The 14,718-nt window shown below is 72.6% G+C and carries 15 protein-coding genes and 1 riboswitch; of the genes, 9 read left to right on the top strand and 6 right to left on the bottom strand.

The genetic code is table 11. The features are described from left to right. Window positions 1–106: 106 nt before the first annotated feature. Window positions 107–1,075: a glucosyl-3-phosphoglycerate synthase gene (locus PV350_RS36600; protein WP_499516871.1), complete on the bottom strand. Its 969-nt coding sequence runs from the start codon at window positions 1,073–1,075 to the stop codon at window positions 107–109. 157 nt (window positions 1,076–1,232) lie between these two features. Continuing rightward, a riboswitch (SAM riboswitch) is annotated at window positions 1,233–1,360 on the top strand. A gap of 18 nt (window positions 1,361–1,378) precedes the next feature. On the opposite strand from PV350_RS36600, the gene thrC reads away from it, so the two are divergent. The 4 genes from thrC (at window position 1,379) to groL (ending at window position 5,605) form a co-directional block, all read left to right on the top strand. Beyond that, window positions 1,379–2,665 (top strand): threonine synthase, encoded by a 1,287-nt coding sequence (gene thrC, locus PV350_RS36595; protein WP_499512493.1) that lies wholly within the window; start codon window positions 1,379–1,381, stop codon window positions 2,663–2,665. Window positions 2,666–2,710: 45 nt separating this feature from the next. Further along, on the top strand, window positions 2,711–2,989 hold the full coding sequence (locus PV350_RS36590) for a ubiquitin-like small modifier protein 1 (RefSeq protein ID WP_499512492.1): 279 nt from the start codon (window positions 2,711–2,713) through the stop codon (window positions 2,987–2,989). Window positions 2,990–3,413: 424 nt separating this feature from the next. Then, on the top strand, window positions 3,414–3,620 hold the full coding sequence (locus PV350_RS36585; RefSeq protein WP_005486335.1) for a cold-shock protein: 207 nt from the start codon (window positions 3,414–3,416) through the stop codon (window positions 3,618–3,620). A gap of 362 nt (window positions 3,621–3,982) precedes the next feature. Continuing rightward, the gene (gene groL, locus PV350_RS36580) at window positions 3,983–5,605 is read left to right on the top strand and encodes a chaperonin GroEL (protein WP_499512491.1); all 1,623 of its coding nucleotides are present in this window, start codon (window positions 3,983–3,985) and stop codon (window positions 5,603–5,605) included. A gap of 93 nt (window positions 5,606–5,698) precedes the next feature. Here the strand turns inward: groL and PV350_RS36575 are convergent, their stop codons facing one another. Next, on the bottom strand, window positions 5,699–6,400 hold the full coding sequence (locus PV350_RS36575; RefSeq protein ID WP_500337810.1) for a copper homeostasis protein CutC: 702 nt from the start codon (window positions 6,398–6,400) through the stop codon (window positions 5,699–5,701). 52 nt (window positions 6,401–6,452) lie between these two features. Between PV350_RS36575 and PV350_RS36570 the strand changes: the two genes are divergently transcribed. Both PV350_RS36570 and PV350_RS36565 read left to right on the top strand, forming a co-directional pair. After that, entirely contained in the window at window positions 6,453–7,139 is a 687-nt protein-coding gene (locus PV350_RS36570; protein ID WP_499512489.1) for an HD domain-containing protein, read from the top strand. Between the two features lie 92 nt (window positions 7,140–7,231). After that, complete coding sequence (locus PV350_RS36565) at window positions 7,232–7,843, top strand: maleylpyruvate isomerase family mycothiol-dependent enzyme (protein ID WP_499512488.1); 612 nt, start codon at window positions 7,232–7,234, stop codon at window positions 7,841–7,843. An 11-nt stretch (window positions 7,844–7,854) separates the two neighbouring features. Here PV350_RS36565 and PV350_RS36560 read toward each other — a convergent pair whose 3' ends face one another. Next, window positions 7,855–8,142: a DUF4031 domain-containing protein gene (locus PV350_RS36560; RefSeq protein ID WP_499512487.1), complete on the bottom strand. Its 288-nt coding sequence runs from the start codon at window positions 8,140–8,142 to the stop codon at window positions 7,855–7,857. A gap of 1 nt (window position 8,143) precedes the next feature. Next, window positions 8,144–8,530 carry a DUF8819 family protein gene (locus PV350_RS36555; protein WP_499512486.1) on the bottom strand — a complete coding sequence of 129 codons (387 nt, stop codon included), beginning with the start codon at window positions 8,528–8,530 and terminating at the stop codon, window positions 8,144–8,146. 83 nt (window positions 8,531–8,613) lie between these two features. Here PV350_RS36555 and PV350_RS36550 point away from each other — a divergent pair, with 83 nt between their 5' ends. Together PV350_RS36550 and murQ are read left to right on the top strand one after the other, a co-directional pair. Further along, window positions 8,614–9,510: a MurR/RpiR family transcriptional regulator gene (locus tag PV350_RS36550; RefSeq protein WP_500337812.1), complete on the top strand. Its 897-nt coding sequence runs from the start codon at window positions 8,614–8,616 to the stop codon at window positions 9,508–9,510. Next, a complete protein-coding gene (gene murQ, locus PV350_RS36545; protein ID WP_500337809.1) occupies window positions 9,507–10,442 on the top strand; it encodes an N-acetylmuramic acid 6-phosphate etherase in 936 nt (311 codons plus the stop codon). The genes PV350_RS36550 and murQ overlap by 4 nt, the downstream gene beginning before the upstream one ends. A 22-nt stretch (window positions 10,443–10,464) precedes the next feature. Here murQ and PV350_RS36540 read toward each other — a convergent pair whose 3' ends face one another. Beyond that, on the bottom strand, window positions 10,465–12,510 hold the full coding sequence (locus tag PV350_RS36540) for a HelD family protein (protein WP_499512484.1): 2,046 nt from the start codon (window positions 12,508–12,510) through the stop codon (window positions 10,465–10,467). Between the two features lie 261 nt (window positions 12,511–12,771). Between PV350_RS36540 and PV350_RS36535 the strand changes: the two genes are divergently transcribed. Beyond that, on the top strand, window positions 12,772–12,945 hold the full coding sequence (locus PV350_RS36535) for a hypothetical protein (protein ID WP_499512483.1): 174 nt from the start codon (window positions 12,772–12,774) through the stop codon (window positions 12,943–12,945). Window positions 12,946–12,980: 35 nt separating this feature from the next. Here PV350_RS36535 and PV350_RS36530 read toward each other — a convergent pair whose 3' ends face one another. Further along, window positions 12,981–14,612: a DNA repair helicase XPB gene (locus tag PV350_RS36530; protein WP_499512482.1), complete on the bottom strand. Its 1,632-nt coding sequence runs from the start codon at window positions 14,610–14,612 to the stop codon at window positions 12,981–12,983. Window positions 14,613–14,718: the final 106 nt, after the last annotated feature.

Below are 14,718 nucleotides of genomic sequence, written 5' to 3'. Positions count from 1 at the left end.
GCCCGGTAGCGGGCAGTCGTCCCGCGGGGCATGGGGGTCCCCCCAGCCTTCGGCCGGGGGGACCCCCATGCCCCGCGGGACGACTGCCCGCTACCGGGCCGGAGGCCTACGCCACCGCGCGGTGGGCGTATTCGGGGACCGTCCGCATCGGGGGGCGCTCATCCGTCGCGACCTCGTGGACGCGGGGCTCGAAACCGCCGTCCGGGGAGCGGTCGAACTGCGTGAGGACGGGCCGCACGAGATGGCCCCGGGCCAGGCGGATCTGCGCCGTCCGGTAGATCGCCGCGGCCATGCGGCCCAGTGCCTGGCCGTCCTGGTGCCGGTGGTGCCGGACCCCCACGTCGACCTGGGCCAGCGCGTCGAGCCCGACCGTGTTGAGCGCGTCCACCAGCAGCCCGAGCTCGACCCCGTACCCGACGGGGAACGGCAGCCGCTCCAGCAGCGAGCGGCGCGCCGCGTACTCGCCGCCCAGCGGCTGGACGAACCCCGCCAGCTGCGGCCAGTGCAGGTTGAGCAGCGGCCGCGCGACCAGCTCCGTCACCCGGCCCCCGCCGGCCGGGACCACCGTGCCGCCGGTCTCCAGGGGCCGGTCGTACATCGCCTTGACCAGCTGCACGTCCGGGTCCGTGAGCAGCGGCCCGACGATCCCCGACACGAACCGCGCGTCGAACTCGCGCAGGTCGGAGTCGACGAAGCAGACGATCTCCCCGCGCGTCACGAGCAGCGAGCGCCACAGGACCTCGCCCTTGCCGGGCAGCGCGGGCAGCCGCGGGAGCACCTCGTCCCGGTGGACGACGACCGCACCCGCGGCCGCGGCGACCTCCGCCGTGCGGTCGGTCGACCCGGAGTCCAGCACGACGAGTTCGTCGACCAGCGGCACGGCCTCGCTCATCAGCTCGCGGCGGATCGTCCCGACGATCGCCCCGACCGTGGCCTCCTCGTCGAGGGCGGGCAGCACGACGCTGACCGTGCCGCGCGCGCCCGCGGCGCGCTTGGCGGCGAGCAGTTGCGGCAGCGGCCTGTGGTCGGCGGTCCAGGACCGCCGCTGCAGCCAGCCGGCCACCTCGTCGAGCACCGGGTTGCTCCGTTTCTGCCCGTCTCGCAGGACGGACGGCCCATGACCAGGTTCGAGGTCGTCGGTTACAGTCTTGAACACGAGGCATGACCATCGTATGTCCGCGGTGATCGCGCCCCGTCCGACAAATGCCCGGGCCCTGCGCCCGGTGCCATACCGCTCATCCAGAGGGGCAGAGGGAACGGCCCGTTGAAGCCCCGGCAACCCTCCCGCCGACCGCGAGGTCCAGGTGGGGAAGGTGCCAATTCCGTCTCGCGGCGAAATGCGCCGTGAGGAAGATGAGGAGAAAGGGCCTCGCCTGACATGGCTGCGCAGACCGTTGCACCCGCGTCCACCGATTCCGCCTTCGGCCCCGCGTCCGCGCTCTCCTGCCGCGAGTGCGGTGAGCGCTTCCCGCTGGAACCCATCTTCGCCTGCGAGGTCTGTTTCGGGCCGCTCGAAGTGGCGTACGACCTCCCGGGCGGCGACCCCGAGACCCTCCGCAAGCGGATCGAGTCCGGGCCGGACAACATCTGGCGGTACGCGCCGCTGCTGCCCGTCCCCGCGGACGTGGCCTCCAAGCCCAACCTCAACCCGGGCTTCACCAAGCTGGTCAAGGCCGACAACCTCGCCCGCGAACTGGGCGTCACCGGCGGCCTGCACATCAAGGACGACTCCGGCAACCCGACCCACTCCTTCAAGGACCGGGTCGTCGCCATCGCCCTGGAGGCCGCCCGCACCTTCGGCCTCACCACCCTGTCCTGCTCCTCCACCGGCAACCTGGCCGGCGCCGTGGGCGCCGCGGCCGCCCGGGCCGGCTTCCGCTCGTGCGTGTTCATCCCGCACGACCTGGAGGAGGGCAAGGTCGTCATGGCCGCGGTCTACGGTGGCGAGCTGGTCGGCATCGAGGGTACCTACGACGACGTCAACCGCTTCTGCAGCGAGCTGATCGGCGACCCGATCGGCGAGGGCTGGGGCTTCGTCAACGTCAACCTGCGCCCCTACTACGGCGAGGGCTCCAAGACGCTCGCGTACGAGATCTGCGAGCAGCTGGGCTGGCGCCTGCCGGACAACATCGTCATCCCGATCGCCTCGGGCTCGCAGCTGACGAAGATCGACAAGGGGCTGCGCGAGCTGATCAAGCTCGGCCTGGTGGAGGAGAAGCCCTACCGCATCTACGGCGCGCAGGCCGAGGGCTGCTCCCCGGTCTCGACCGCCTTCAAGGCCGGCCACGACGTGGTGCGCCCGCAGAAGCCGAACACGATCGCCAAGTCGCTGGCCATCGGCAACCCGGCCGACGGCCCGTACGTGCTGGACATCGCCCGTCGCACGGGCGGCGCCGTCGAGGACGTCACCGACGAGCAGGTGGTGGACGCCATCAAGCTGCTCGCCCGGACCGAGGGGATCTTCGCCGAGACGGCCGGCGGCGTGACGGTCGGCGTGCTGCGCAAGCTCATCGAGAACGGGCAGCTCGACCCGGCCGGTGAGACCGTCGTCCTCAACACCGGTGACGGCCTCAAGACGCTGGACGCCGTCGCCCCGACCTCCCGCCCCACGGCCACCATCCGCCCGAGCCTCGACGCGTTCCGCGCCGCCGGCCTGGCCGGCTGACCCCGACCGCACCGGCCGACCCAGACTGAAGGTGAACCCAGCATCATGAGCGCTACCGTCCGCATCCCGACCATCCTCCGCACCTACACCGGCGGCCGTGCCGAGGTCCCCGCCGAGGGCGGCACCCTGGCCGAGGTCATTCACTCGCTGGAGCAGAGCCACCCCGGCATCTCCGCGCGGGTCCTGGACGACACGGGCAAGCTGCGCCGTTTCGTGAACGTCTACGTCAACGACGACGACGTCCGCTTCTCCGAGGGTCTGCAGACCACGGTGGGCGAGGGCGCGTCCGTCTCGATCATCCCGGCGGTCGCCGGAGGCTGCTGAACCGCACGGCCCGCGGGCGACAGGGGTGCCGGGGACCACCCGGCACCCCTGTGTGCTTGAGCGGTAGTTGAAGGCCTGTACAGTTGCCTTCGACGGCTCGCAACTCCCTGCAACGCTCTGCGCAACCCCTCTTCCCCGGGGTGGCCTTGTCGACGATTTATCGCCAAATTCACGTCGCGTTTGTCGCGTTGGCCGCTTATGTCCGGTCCGAGTTGCCCCGGATTATTCGCCGATCAGGCTCTTCTTCCGATTCCCTGTGCCCGGAATTCTCGTCCGATTGACCTGTTGCAGACAGCGTCCGGGCAGATACATTCAGCCGCGGTCGACGCGTTCCGGCGCACGCCCCCTTGGCTGTAGGGGGTGAGGTCTGACCCGGGTCCGCGAGGTGCGGGTCTGCGAAGGGCCAGCAATAGGGGAGTTAGGAATGGCTCAGGGCACCGTCAAGTGGTTCAACGCGGAGAAGGGCTACGGCTTCATCGCGGTCGACGGTGGTGCGGACGTCTTCGTGCACTACAGCGCGATCCAGATGGACGGCTACCGCACCCTCGAGGAAGGTCAGCGGGTCGAGTTCGAGATCTCGCAGGGCCAGAAGGGGCCGCAGGCGGACATGGTCCGTCTCGCAGCCGGCTGACGCGCCGCGCATCGGCCACGGAGCACTTTCGCGTACGGCCGCTCAAACGTACGCGTCGAGGCCCGCCCCCCACACGGGGGCGGGCCTTCGTGCTGTCCGGGGCGGCCGCGGACCCGACCTGCGGGTTGTCCACGGTCCCGGCCAAGCGGCTTGCACTCTCCTGGGGCGAGTGCTAATCATTGGCGTTAGCACTCTGACGTTGAGAGTGACAAAGGACCGAGTGGGTGAGGCCCGCTCCACCGCCGTAAAGGAACCGGTGGGAGGGCAGGCCGTCCGTCGCGGGCGCCGGCACGGTCCTGGAGTAATCCTTCCCCGCAGCCCTGCGCCGCGGGGGGACCCCAAGTCCGGGAGGACCACTTCACATGGCCAAGATCATCGCGTTCGACGAGGAGGCACGGCGCGGTCTCGAGCGCGGGATGAACCAGCTCGCCGACGCCGTCAAGGTCACCCTTGGCCCCAAGGGCCGCAACGTCGTCCTCGAGAAGAAGTGGGGCGCCCCCACGATCACCAACGATGGTGTGTCCATCGCCAAGGAGATCGAGCTCGAGGACCCGTACGAGAAGATCGGCGCCGAGCTGGTCAAGGAGGTCGCGAAGAAGACGGACGACGTCGCCGGTGACGGCACGACGACCGCGACCGTCCTCGCCCAGGCGCTGGTCCGCGAGGGCCTGCGCAACGTCGCCGCCGGCGCCAACCCGATGGCGCTCAAGCGCGGCATCGAGAAGGCCGTCGAGGCCGTCTCCGCCGCCCTGCTGGAGCAGGCGAAGGACGTGGAGACCAAGGAGCAGATCGCCTCCACCGCCTCCATCTCCGCCGCCGACCCGCAGATCGGCGAGCTCATCGCCGAGGCGATGGACAAGGTCGGCAAGGAAGGCGTCATCACCGTCGAGGAGTCCCAGACCTTCGGTCTGGAGCTGGAGCTCACCGAGGGCATGCGCTTCGACAAGGGCTACATCTCGGCGTACTTCGCCACCGACCTGGAGCGTATGGAGACGTCCTTCGACGACCCGTACATCCTGATCGTCAACTCCAAGATCTCCTCGGTCAAGGACCTGCTCCCGCTGCTGGAGAAGGTCATGCAGTCCGGCAAGCCGCTGCTGATCATCGCCGAGGACGTCGACGGCGAGGCGCTGTCGACCCTGGTCGTCAACAAGATCCGCGGCACCTTCAAGTCCGTCGCGGTCAAGGCCCCGGGCTTCGGCGACCGTCGCAAGGCCATGCTCGGTGACATCGCCATCCTCACCGGTGGCACCGTCATCTCCGAGGAGGTCGGCCTCAAGCTGGAGAACGCCGGTCTCGACCTGCTCGGCCGCGCCCGCAAGGTCGTCGTCACCAAGGACGAGACCACGATCGTGGACGGCGCCGGCGACCAGGACCAGATCCAGGGCCGCGTCAACCAGATCCGTGCCGAGATCGAGAACAGCGACTCGGACTACGACCGCGAGAAGCTCCAGGAGCGTCTGGCGAAGCTGGCCGGCGGCGTGGCCGTCATCAAGGCCGGTGCCGCCACCGAGGTCGAGCTCAAGGAGCGCAAGCACCGCATCGAGGACGCGGTGCGCAACGCCAAGGCCGCCGTCGAGGAGGGCATCGTCGCCGGTGGTGGCGTGGCCCTGCTCCAGGCGTCCAACGTCTTCGAGAAGCTCGAGCTCGACGGCGACGAGGCCACCGGTGCCGCGATCGTGAAGCTGGCCCTGGAGGCCCCGCTGAAGCAGATCGCCGTCAACGCCGGCCTCGAGGGTGGCGTCGTGGTGGAGAAGGTGCGCAACCTGACCCCGGGCCACGGCCTCAACGCCGCCACGGGCGAGTACGTCGACCTGATCGGCGAGGGCATCATCGACCCCGCCAAGGTCACGCGCTCCGCGCTGCAGAACGCGGCCTCCATCGCCGCGCTCTTCCTCACCACCGAGGCCGTCATCGCCGACAAGCCGGAGAAGGCCGCTGCGCCGGCCGGCGGCGGCATGCCCGGCGGTGACATGGACTTCTGATCCTCCGGGATCAGGACTCCGCACCACGGCAGAAGACCGAGGGCGGTACCCCACGCGGGGTACCGCCCTCGGGCGTTTCCGGCTGCCGCCCGGTCACGGGACGGCGACCGGTGCGTCGAGCAGATCGCGCCAGGTGCGCACCGCCTCCGCGTCGACCGGGCCGGCCCAGCCGCCGGGGCGGACCGCGCCCCCGACGTGGAAGGCGTCGATGCCGCCTGCGAGGAGCCGCGGCAGGTGCTCCGCGCGGAGCCCGCCGCCCACCATGAGCTGGGGCTCGCCGGGACGGCCCGCCTCCGCCAGCAGATGGGCGAGCCCGGCGTCCACCCCGCGCGCGGAGCCCGCCGTGAGGAAGGTGTCCAGTCCGGGCAGCCCGCGCACCGCCGAGCGCACGGCTTCCCGGTCGGCGGAGTGGTCGATGGCACGGTGGAAGGTCCAGCGGGCACCGGAACCGATCGCGTCGACCAGCAGGCGCACGGCGGCCAGGTCCGGCGCGCCCGACGCGTCGAGGAACCCGAGCACGAACTCGTCGGCGCCCTCGCCGCGCAGCGCCGCAGCGGCGGCGCAGAGCGCGTCCGTCCCGCGGGTGCCGCCCACGGCGAAGTCGGCGCGGGCCCGCAGCATCACCCGGACCGGGATGTCCACCGCAGCCCGGACGGCGGCGAAGGTCTCCCGGGACGGCGTCAGACCGTCCGCGGCCATGTCCGTGACCAGTTCGAGGCGGTCCGCGCCGCCCGTCCGGGCCGCGAGGGCGTCGTCGGCGTCGAGCGCGATCACTTCGAAAATTGGTCTAGACATATCTCTAGGGTGTCACATGCCCACAGGTGCCCGCGACCCCCCGTACCGCACAATGACCTTCATGGCTGACACCGCACCCGAAACCGGCTCCGCCCTCCTCGCCCGCTGGTGCGACCTGCTGCGCCGCTGCCAGACGGAGTCCGTCGACCCGGTGCCGTACGGCAAGGACCTGATCGCCCGCTGGGCCGAGCCGCACCGCCGCTACCACACCACCACCCACCTCACCGCCGTCCTCGACCACGTCGAGGCCCTCGCCGGGCACGCCGAGGACCCGGACGCCGTGCTGCTCGCCGCCTGGTTCCACGACGCCGTCTACCGGCCCGACCGCTCGGAGAACGAGGAGCGCAGCGCCCGGCTCGCCGAACGCGCGCTCCCCGAGGCCGGGGTCCCGGACGCGATCACCGCCGAGGTCGCCCGCCTGGTCCGGCTCACCGTCACCCACCACCCCGCCGAGGGCGACCGGGACGGCGAGGTCCTCAGCGACGCCGACCTGGCCGTCCTCGCCGGCGACCCCACCGCCTACGCCGAGTACGCGGCCGCCGTCCGCGAGGAGTACGGCTTCGTCCCCGACGACGCCTTCCGTGCCGGCCGCGCCGACGTCCTGCGCCAGCTCCTGCGGCTGCCCCGGCTGTTCCGCACCCCGGAGGCGTACGGGCGCTGGGAGGCCACCGCCCGGCGCAACCTCACCACCGAGCTGGAACTGCTCGCCCCCGGCGACGTGGACGACGCCCGTCGATGACCGCGGCGCGAACCGATGACTCCGGTGCGCGCGGGCGGTCCTTGTCCGTGCGGGGAGCCGCCCGCGACACGCGACGAAGGGGTACGACAGCGATGACCGACGACACGCAGGTGCAGGCCGCCGTCGCGGCCGAGTTCAGGGACCTGGCCGACCTGCTCGACGGGGCCCCCGCCGCGTGGTGGGACACCCCCTCGCTCTGCGAGGGCTGGCGGGTGCGTGAGGTCGTGGCGCACATGACGATGGCGGCGCGCTACTCGCAGGAGGCCTTCATGGCCCTCCTCGCCGAGCACGGCTTCGACTTCACCCGGCTGTCCGACGCCGTCGCCGAGCGGGACGGCGCACTGCCCACCGGGGAACTGGTCGGCTGTCTGCGCTCCGAGGTGATGGGGCGGTGGCAGCCCCCGGGCGGCGGTGCCCACGGCGCGCTCAACCACGTGGTGATCCACGGGCTGGACATCACCGTGCCGCTCGGCACGGGACGCCGGGTCCCGGCGGAGACCCTCGGCATCCTCCTCGACGACCTCACCGCGGGCGGAGGGCACGCGCACTTCGGCGTCGCCGTCGAAGGCCGGCTGCTGCGGGCCACCGACCGGGACTGGTCGTACGGTTCCGGCCCGGAACTGCGGGGCACCGGCGAGGACCTGGCCCTGGCGATGTGCGGGCGCCGGCTCCCCGCCGGCCGGCTGGAGGGCGAGCCGCTGTGAGCGGGGCCGGTCTAAGCCCTGCCGGCCCCACCCTGGGGGGACCTGCGCTTGGGGCGGCGCAGGCCGGCCTCGGTGAGGTGGCGCAGCAGTTCCTTGCTGCCGACCTCGACGGCGCCCGCGGCGACGGCCGAGGCGTAGCGCTCGCTGGGGACGTCGTAGTGGTCGGCGTCGAAGGCGCGGCGGGGGGCGCCGATGGCGGCGGCGAAGGCGTGGAGCTCCTCGTACGAGGTGTCGCTCACCATGTGGGACCACATGCGGCCGTGGCCCGGCCAGGTCGGCGGGTCGATGTAGACGGTCACGTCAGCGGGGCCCGCCGAGGGCCGCGGACAGGCCGCCCACGGGGGCGACGGCCTCGCCGAGCGACTCGCACACCCAGTGCGGGTCGGGGCCGAGTTCGGGCTCCACGTCGAGGGCGTGCGGGTCGGCGCAGCGAGGGCAGAGCGGCCAGCGGCCCATGCGTTCGAGCAGGGCGTCCTTGACGTCCTGGGCGACCAGCCCCGCGACGAACGCGGCGCCGTCGGGCCACTGCTCCACCCACCAGCGGCGCTGGGAGACGGCGTCCTCGACGAGCGAGACGATGTGCGCATCGGCGACGCCGGTCGCGGTCAGGTCGGCGAGGACGAGCGCGCGGGCGCTGTGCAGGGCCGCCTCCAGGCCGGCGGAGGAACCGGGTGCGTCAGGATCCATGGCCCCCATTGTGGACCAACCGCCGCGCAGGCGTCCTTGACGTCGTCAGGAGGTGAAAATAGCTTTCGTCCGTGGCCGAGAAGATGAAGGAAACCTTCAACACCGGTGGGCTGGCCGCCAAGGTCAGGACCATGGCCCCGTCCATGACCCGGTCGATGCAGCGGGTCGCGGAGGCCGTGGCCGCGGATCCGGCGGGCTGCTCCCGGCTGACCGTCACGGCGCTCGCGGCCCGTACGGGGACGAGCGAGGCCACCGTGGTGCGCACCGCGCGCGTGCTGGGCTACCCCGGCTACCGGGACCTGCGGCTCGCGCTGGCCGCGCTGGCCGCCCGCGTGGAGGCGGGGGCACCGCCCGCCGTCACCCCGGACATCGCGGTGGACGACCCGCTGGCCGACGTGGTCACCAAACTCGCGCTGGACGAGCAGCGGTGCCTGGCCGACACCGCCGCCCAGCTGGACGTGGCCCAGCTGGAGGCGGCCGTGGCGGCGCTGGCCGCCGCCCGCCGCATCGACGTGTACGGGATCGGGGCGTCCAGCCTGGTCGCCCAGGACCTGGTGCAGAAGCTGCTGCGGATAGGCCTGGTCGCGCACGCCCTGGCGGACCCGCACCTCACCCTCACCAACGCGGTCCAGCTGCGCCAGGGCGACGTCGCCGTGGCCGTCACGCACTCCGGCCACACCCACGACGTGGTCGAGCCGCTGCGCGCCGCCTTCGACCGGGGCGCCACCACCATCGCCGTGACCGGCCGGGTGGACGGCACCGTCACCCAGTACGCCGACCACGTGCTGCTCACCTCCAGCGGCCGGGAGAGCGAACTGCGCCCGGCCGCCATGGCCAGCCGCACCAGCCAGCTGCTGGTGGTGGACTGCCTGTTCGTCGGGGTCGCCCAGCGCACGTACGACACCGCGGCCCCGGCCCTGTCCGCCTCGTACGAAGCCCTCGCCCACCGCCACAGCCCGCGAAGGAACCACCCGCAATGACGCACGCCGAGCTCCGTCGCGAGCTGGACCACCTCGGAACCGAGGCCTTCCGTGCCGAGCTCGCCGAGGTCGACCGGCTCCCGACGCTCGACATCGCCCGGCTGATGAACGCCGAGGACGGCACCGTGCCGGCCGCCGTCGCCGGGCAACTGCCCGTCATCGCCGCCGCCGTCGACGGCATCGCCGCGCGCATGGCCCGCGGGGGCCGCCTGGTCTACGCGGGCGCGGGCACCGCGGGACGGCTCGGCGTGCTCGACGCCAGCGAGTGCCCGCCTACCTTCAACACCGCGCCGGGCCAGGTCAGCGGGCTCATCGCGGGCGGGCCCACGGCGATCGTGGACGCCGTCGAGGGCGCCGAGGACAGCGGGGAACTGGCCGCCGCCGACCTGGACGCCCTCGGGATCGGCCCGGACGACACCGTGGTCGGCGTCTCCGCCTCCGGCCGCACCCCGTACGCCGTCGGCGCCGTGGAGCACGCCCGCGCCCTGGGGGCGCTGACCGTCGGACTGTCCTGCAACCCGGGCTCCGCGCTGGCCGCCGCGGCCCACCACGGCATCGAGGTCCTCACCGGCCCGGAGTTCCTCACCGGCTCGACCCGGCTGAAGGCGGGCACGGCGCAGAAACTCGTCCTCAACATGCTGTCGACGATCACGATGATCAGGCTGGGCAAGACCTACGGGAACCTGATGGTCGACGTGCGCGCCTCCAACGACAAGCTGCGCGCCCGGTCCCGGCGGATCGTGGCCCTGGCCACCGGCGCGCCCGACGAGGAGATCGAGGCCGCGCTCACCGCCGCCGGCGGCGAGGTCAAGAACGCCGTCCTCGTCGTCCTCGGTGGCGTGGACGCCCCGACGGCCGCCCGGCTCCTGGCGGAGGCGGACGGCCATCTGCGCGCGGCACTGCTCGCGGCCGTCGCCGGCGACCGCGGATGAGCATGCGCGCGCGGGCGCGGGGTCACGCCGCGCGGAGCGCCTGCGGGAGGGGCGCCGCGTGGAGGACCGCCAGGCCCGAGACCGCGCGGGTCAGCGAGACGTACAGGCGGCGCAGGCCGGTGCGCTCGTCGGGCTCGCCGTCGACGACCGCGGCGGGCTCGTCCAGCACGACGTAGTCGTACTCCAGGCCTTTGGCCAGGGAGGCCGGGACGAGCGTGAGGCGGACCTCGGGCGTGGTCTCCTCACCGGGTGACAGGTACGGCAGGCCGGCCGCCGCCAAGGCCTCGGCCAGTGCGGGCACGCGCGCGTCGGCGGCGATCAGGCCGATGGACCCCTCGCGGTCCAGGGCCTGCCGGCAGGCGTCGAGCACGGCCGGGGTCAGCCCGCCCGCAGGGACCTCGGTCACCGAGAAGGCGCCCGGGTTCTCCCGGACGGAGGTCGCCTCCTTCAGGCCGGGTGCGATCTCGGGCAGCAGCCGGGACGCGTAGGCGATGACCTCCAGCGGGACGCGGAAGCCCTGGGTCAGCTCCTCGACCCGCGAACCCGGCTTGCCGAGGTGCTCCAGCGCCTCCTCCCAGGTCCCCGTCGCCCACGGGGTGGTGCCCTGGGCGAGGTCGCCCAGCACGGTCGCGGAGCCGGTGGAGCAGCGGCGGCCCACCGCCCGGTACTGCATGGGGGAGAGGTCCTGGGCCTCGTCCAGCACGACGTGGCCGAGCGAGGCCGTGCGGTGCACCAGGTCGTGGGCCTCGTCGACCAGCACGGCGTCGGCGGCCGACCACTTGGCGGAGGCGGCCGAGCGGGCGGGCTTCTCCCAGAGGATCTCCTTCTGCTCCTCCTCGGTCAGCACGCCCTGCGCGCACTCGGCCAGGAACTGCGGATCGGACAGCAGCCGCAGCACCGTCTTCGCCGGGTCCACCGGCGGCCAGGCCTCCTTCACGGCCGCCTTGACCGCCGTGTTGCGCGCGACCGCGTCCTGCACCCGGTCGTCGGGGGCCTCCCCGGCCGCCTCCATCCGGACCAGCACGGCGTGCGCGATCCGCTGCGGCAGCGCCTCGCGGGCGGCGCCGTAGCGGATGTCACGCTCCATCAGCTCGCGGACCAGTTCCTCCAGTTCGTACGCCGGGACGCGCCAGCGGCGCGAGCCGCGCACCACGACCACCGGCTCGGTGGGCATCCGGATGCCGGAGCGGACCGCGCGCCGCAGCACCTCGGCCATGCGCGCGTCGCCCTTGACGCCGGCGGCGGCCGCCGAGTCGGTGCCCTTGACCGGGACGTGGGCGACCAGGTCGTCGACGGTGGCCTGCTTGACGCTCAGCTCGCCCAGGGCGGGCAGCACCTGCTCGATGTAGTGCAGGAAGGACGCGTTGGGGCCGATGACGAGGGTGCCGGTGCGGGCCAGCCGTTCGCGGTGCGCGTAGAGCAGGTACGCCACCCGGTGCAGGCCGACGGCGGTCTTCCCGGTGCCGGGCGCCCCCTGCACGCAGACCGTGCCGCCGACCCCGGCGCGGACGATCTCGTCCTGCTCGGGCTGGATGGTGGCGACGATGTCGCGCATCGGGCCGACGCGCGGCCGCTCGATCTCCTGCTGGAGCAGCTTGCTGGAGGTCTGCGCCTCGTCCGGGTCGGTGAGGTGCTCGTCCTCGTAGGCGGTCAGCTCCCCGCCGGTGTAGCCGAAGCGGCGACGCAGCGCGACGTCCTGCGGGTCGGTGCGGGAGGCCCGGTAGAAGGGCTGGGAGACCGGCGCGCGCCAGTCGACGACCATGGGGTCGCCGTCCGCGTCGTGCACGTGGCGGCGGCCGATGTAGAAGCGGTGACCGGCTTCGGCGCCGTCCGCGTAGTCGAGACGGCCGAAGAACAGCGGGGTGTGGGCGAGGTCCGCGAGCGCCTTGATGCGGGCGGTGATCTCCGACTGCAGCACTTCCGCGTTCACCCAGTTGGCGGTGACGTCCCGGATGTCGAGGGCCTCGACGTCGGCGCGCATCGCGCGCAGGGCGGAACGGGACGAGGAGAGGTGGGAGCGTTCGCGGTCGAGCGGATTGTCGGTGGTGAGGGACTGTTCCCCTGGCACGGGTTGCCTCCGGCGGCACGTAGGGCATGGCTCAGCCGGCCCCTGACCTGCGCGCACGGGGGCGCGGGGCGGGGCGCTGTCCTGATACGGATCACGACTCGGGCCGACCGGTTTCCGTCCGGCCGGTGGCGCCGTCCCTCAAGGGGGCGGGCGGCAAGACGCAGGATCTTACGCCTCGGCGACGGCAGGTGCTAACCGGTTTTCCACCCGCCCGTAGCCGGAACCTCTGCCCAAAGCGTCACGTATGCGTACATTGGGGGCATGGCACGACCAGTGGTCTCCCGCGTCCACGGCAGCACCGCCATCGCCGAGGCCCCAGGGCACCGGCATCCGGTCCACCCCGTCGGGGACGCCCTGCGCGCGGTCCGGGTCTACGTCGCCACGGCCGTCCGCGTCGTGGTGCTGGGCCAGGACGGCGCCGCCGCGCGCGACTGACGCGGCGGGCCTCCCGGCGCGGCCCCGCGGACGGGTCAGAGCAGCTCGTCCGCGTCGACGATGCGGTACGCGTACCCCTGCTCGGCCAGGAACCGCTGGCGGTGCGCGGCGAAGTCCTGGTCGATGGTGTCGCGGGCGACCACGGAGTAGAAGCGGGCCTCGTGACCGTCCGCCTTCGGCCGCAGCACCCGGCCGAGGCGCTGCGCCTCCTCCTGACGGGAACCGAAGGTGCCCGAGACCTGGATGGCGACCGTCGCCTCCGGCAGGTCGATCGAGAAGTTGGCCACCTTGGAGACCACGAGCACCGAGATCTCGCCCTGCCGGAAGGCGTCGAAGAGCTTCTCGCGCTGCGCGTTGGTCGTCTCGCCCTTGATCACCGGCGCCCCGAGGTGCTCGCCCAGCTCGTCGAGCTGGTCGATGTACTGGCCGATCACCAGCGTCTGCTGCCCGCGGTGCTTGGCGACCAGCGCCTCGGCGACCTTGCGCTTGGTCGCGGTCGTCGCGCAGTAGCGGTACTTCTCCTCCGGCTCGGCGGTCGCGTACGCCAGCCGCTCGGAGTCGGTCAGGTTGACCCGTACCTCCACGCAGTCGGCGGGCGCGATGTAGCCCTGCGCCTCGATCTCCTTCCACGGCGCGTCGAAGCGCTTGGGACCGATCAGCGAGAAGACGTCCGACTCACGGCCGTCCTCGCGCACCAGCGTCGCCGTCAGGCCGAGCCGGCGGCGGGCCTGGAGGTCCGCGGTGAACTTGAAGACCGGCGCCGGGAGCAGGTGCACCTCGTCGTAGACGATCAGGCCCCAGTCGCGGGAGTCGAAGAGCTCCAGGTGCGCGTAGACGCCCTTCCGCTTGGTCGTCAGCACCTGGTACGTGGCGATGGTGACCGGACGGATCTCCTTGCGGGTGCCGCTGTACTCGCCGATCTCGTCCTCGGTCAGCGAGGTCCGCTTCACCAGCTCGTGCTTCCACTGCCGGGCGGAGACCGTGTTCGTCACCAGGATCAGCGTCGTCGCCTTCGCCTGCGCCATCGCGCCCGCGCCCACCAGCGTCTTGCCGGCGCCGCAGGGCAGCACGACCACGCCCGAGCCGCCGTGCCAGAAGCCCTCCACCGCCTGCTCCTGGTAGGGGCGGAGCTTCCAGCCGTCCTGGTCCAGCTCGATCGGGTGCGCCTCGCCGTCCACGTAACCGGCCAGGTCCTCCGCCGGCCAGCCCAGCTTGAGCAGCACCTGCTTGATCTGGCCGCGCTCGGAGGGGTGGACGACCACCGTGTCCGGGTCGAGCCGGGCGCCCACCAGCGGCGTGATCTTCTTCGAGCGGAGGATCTCCTCCAGCACCGGACGGTCCGTGGAGGTCAGCACCAGGCCGTGCGCCGGGTGCTTGCTCAGCGTCAGCCGGCCGTAGCGGGCCATCGTCTCGGCGACGTCCACCAGCAGCGCGTGCGGCACCGGGTAGCGGGAGTACTGCACCAGCGCGTCCACGACCTGCTCGGCGTCGTGCCCGGCGGCGCGGGCGTTCCACAGCCCCAGCGGGGTGATCCGGTAGGTGTGGATGTGCTCCGGCGCCCGTTCCAGTTCGGCGAAGGGGGCGATGGCACGCCGGCACTCGTCGGCGAGCTCGTGGTCGACCTCCAGCAGCAGGGTCTTGTCGCTCTGGACGATCAGGCAGGACACGCAAACCTCCGCGAATGGGCGGGCCGGGACCGGGAAGGGGACCGGGCTGAGCTATCCATGGTCCCCCATCCCCGAGGGGAAACGTCCCGGTCCTCCGGATCGATAC

This window comes from Streptomyces sp. PA03-6a, assembly GCF_033792765.1.
Taxonomy (GTDB): Bacteria; Actinomycetota; Actinomycetes; order Streptomycetales; family Streptomycetaceae; genus Actinacidiphila.
Note: the sequence above shows the minus strand (reverse complement) of the source record. Positions and strands in the feature narration are given on the sequence as shown.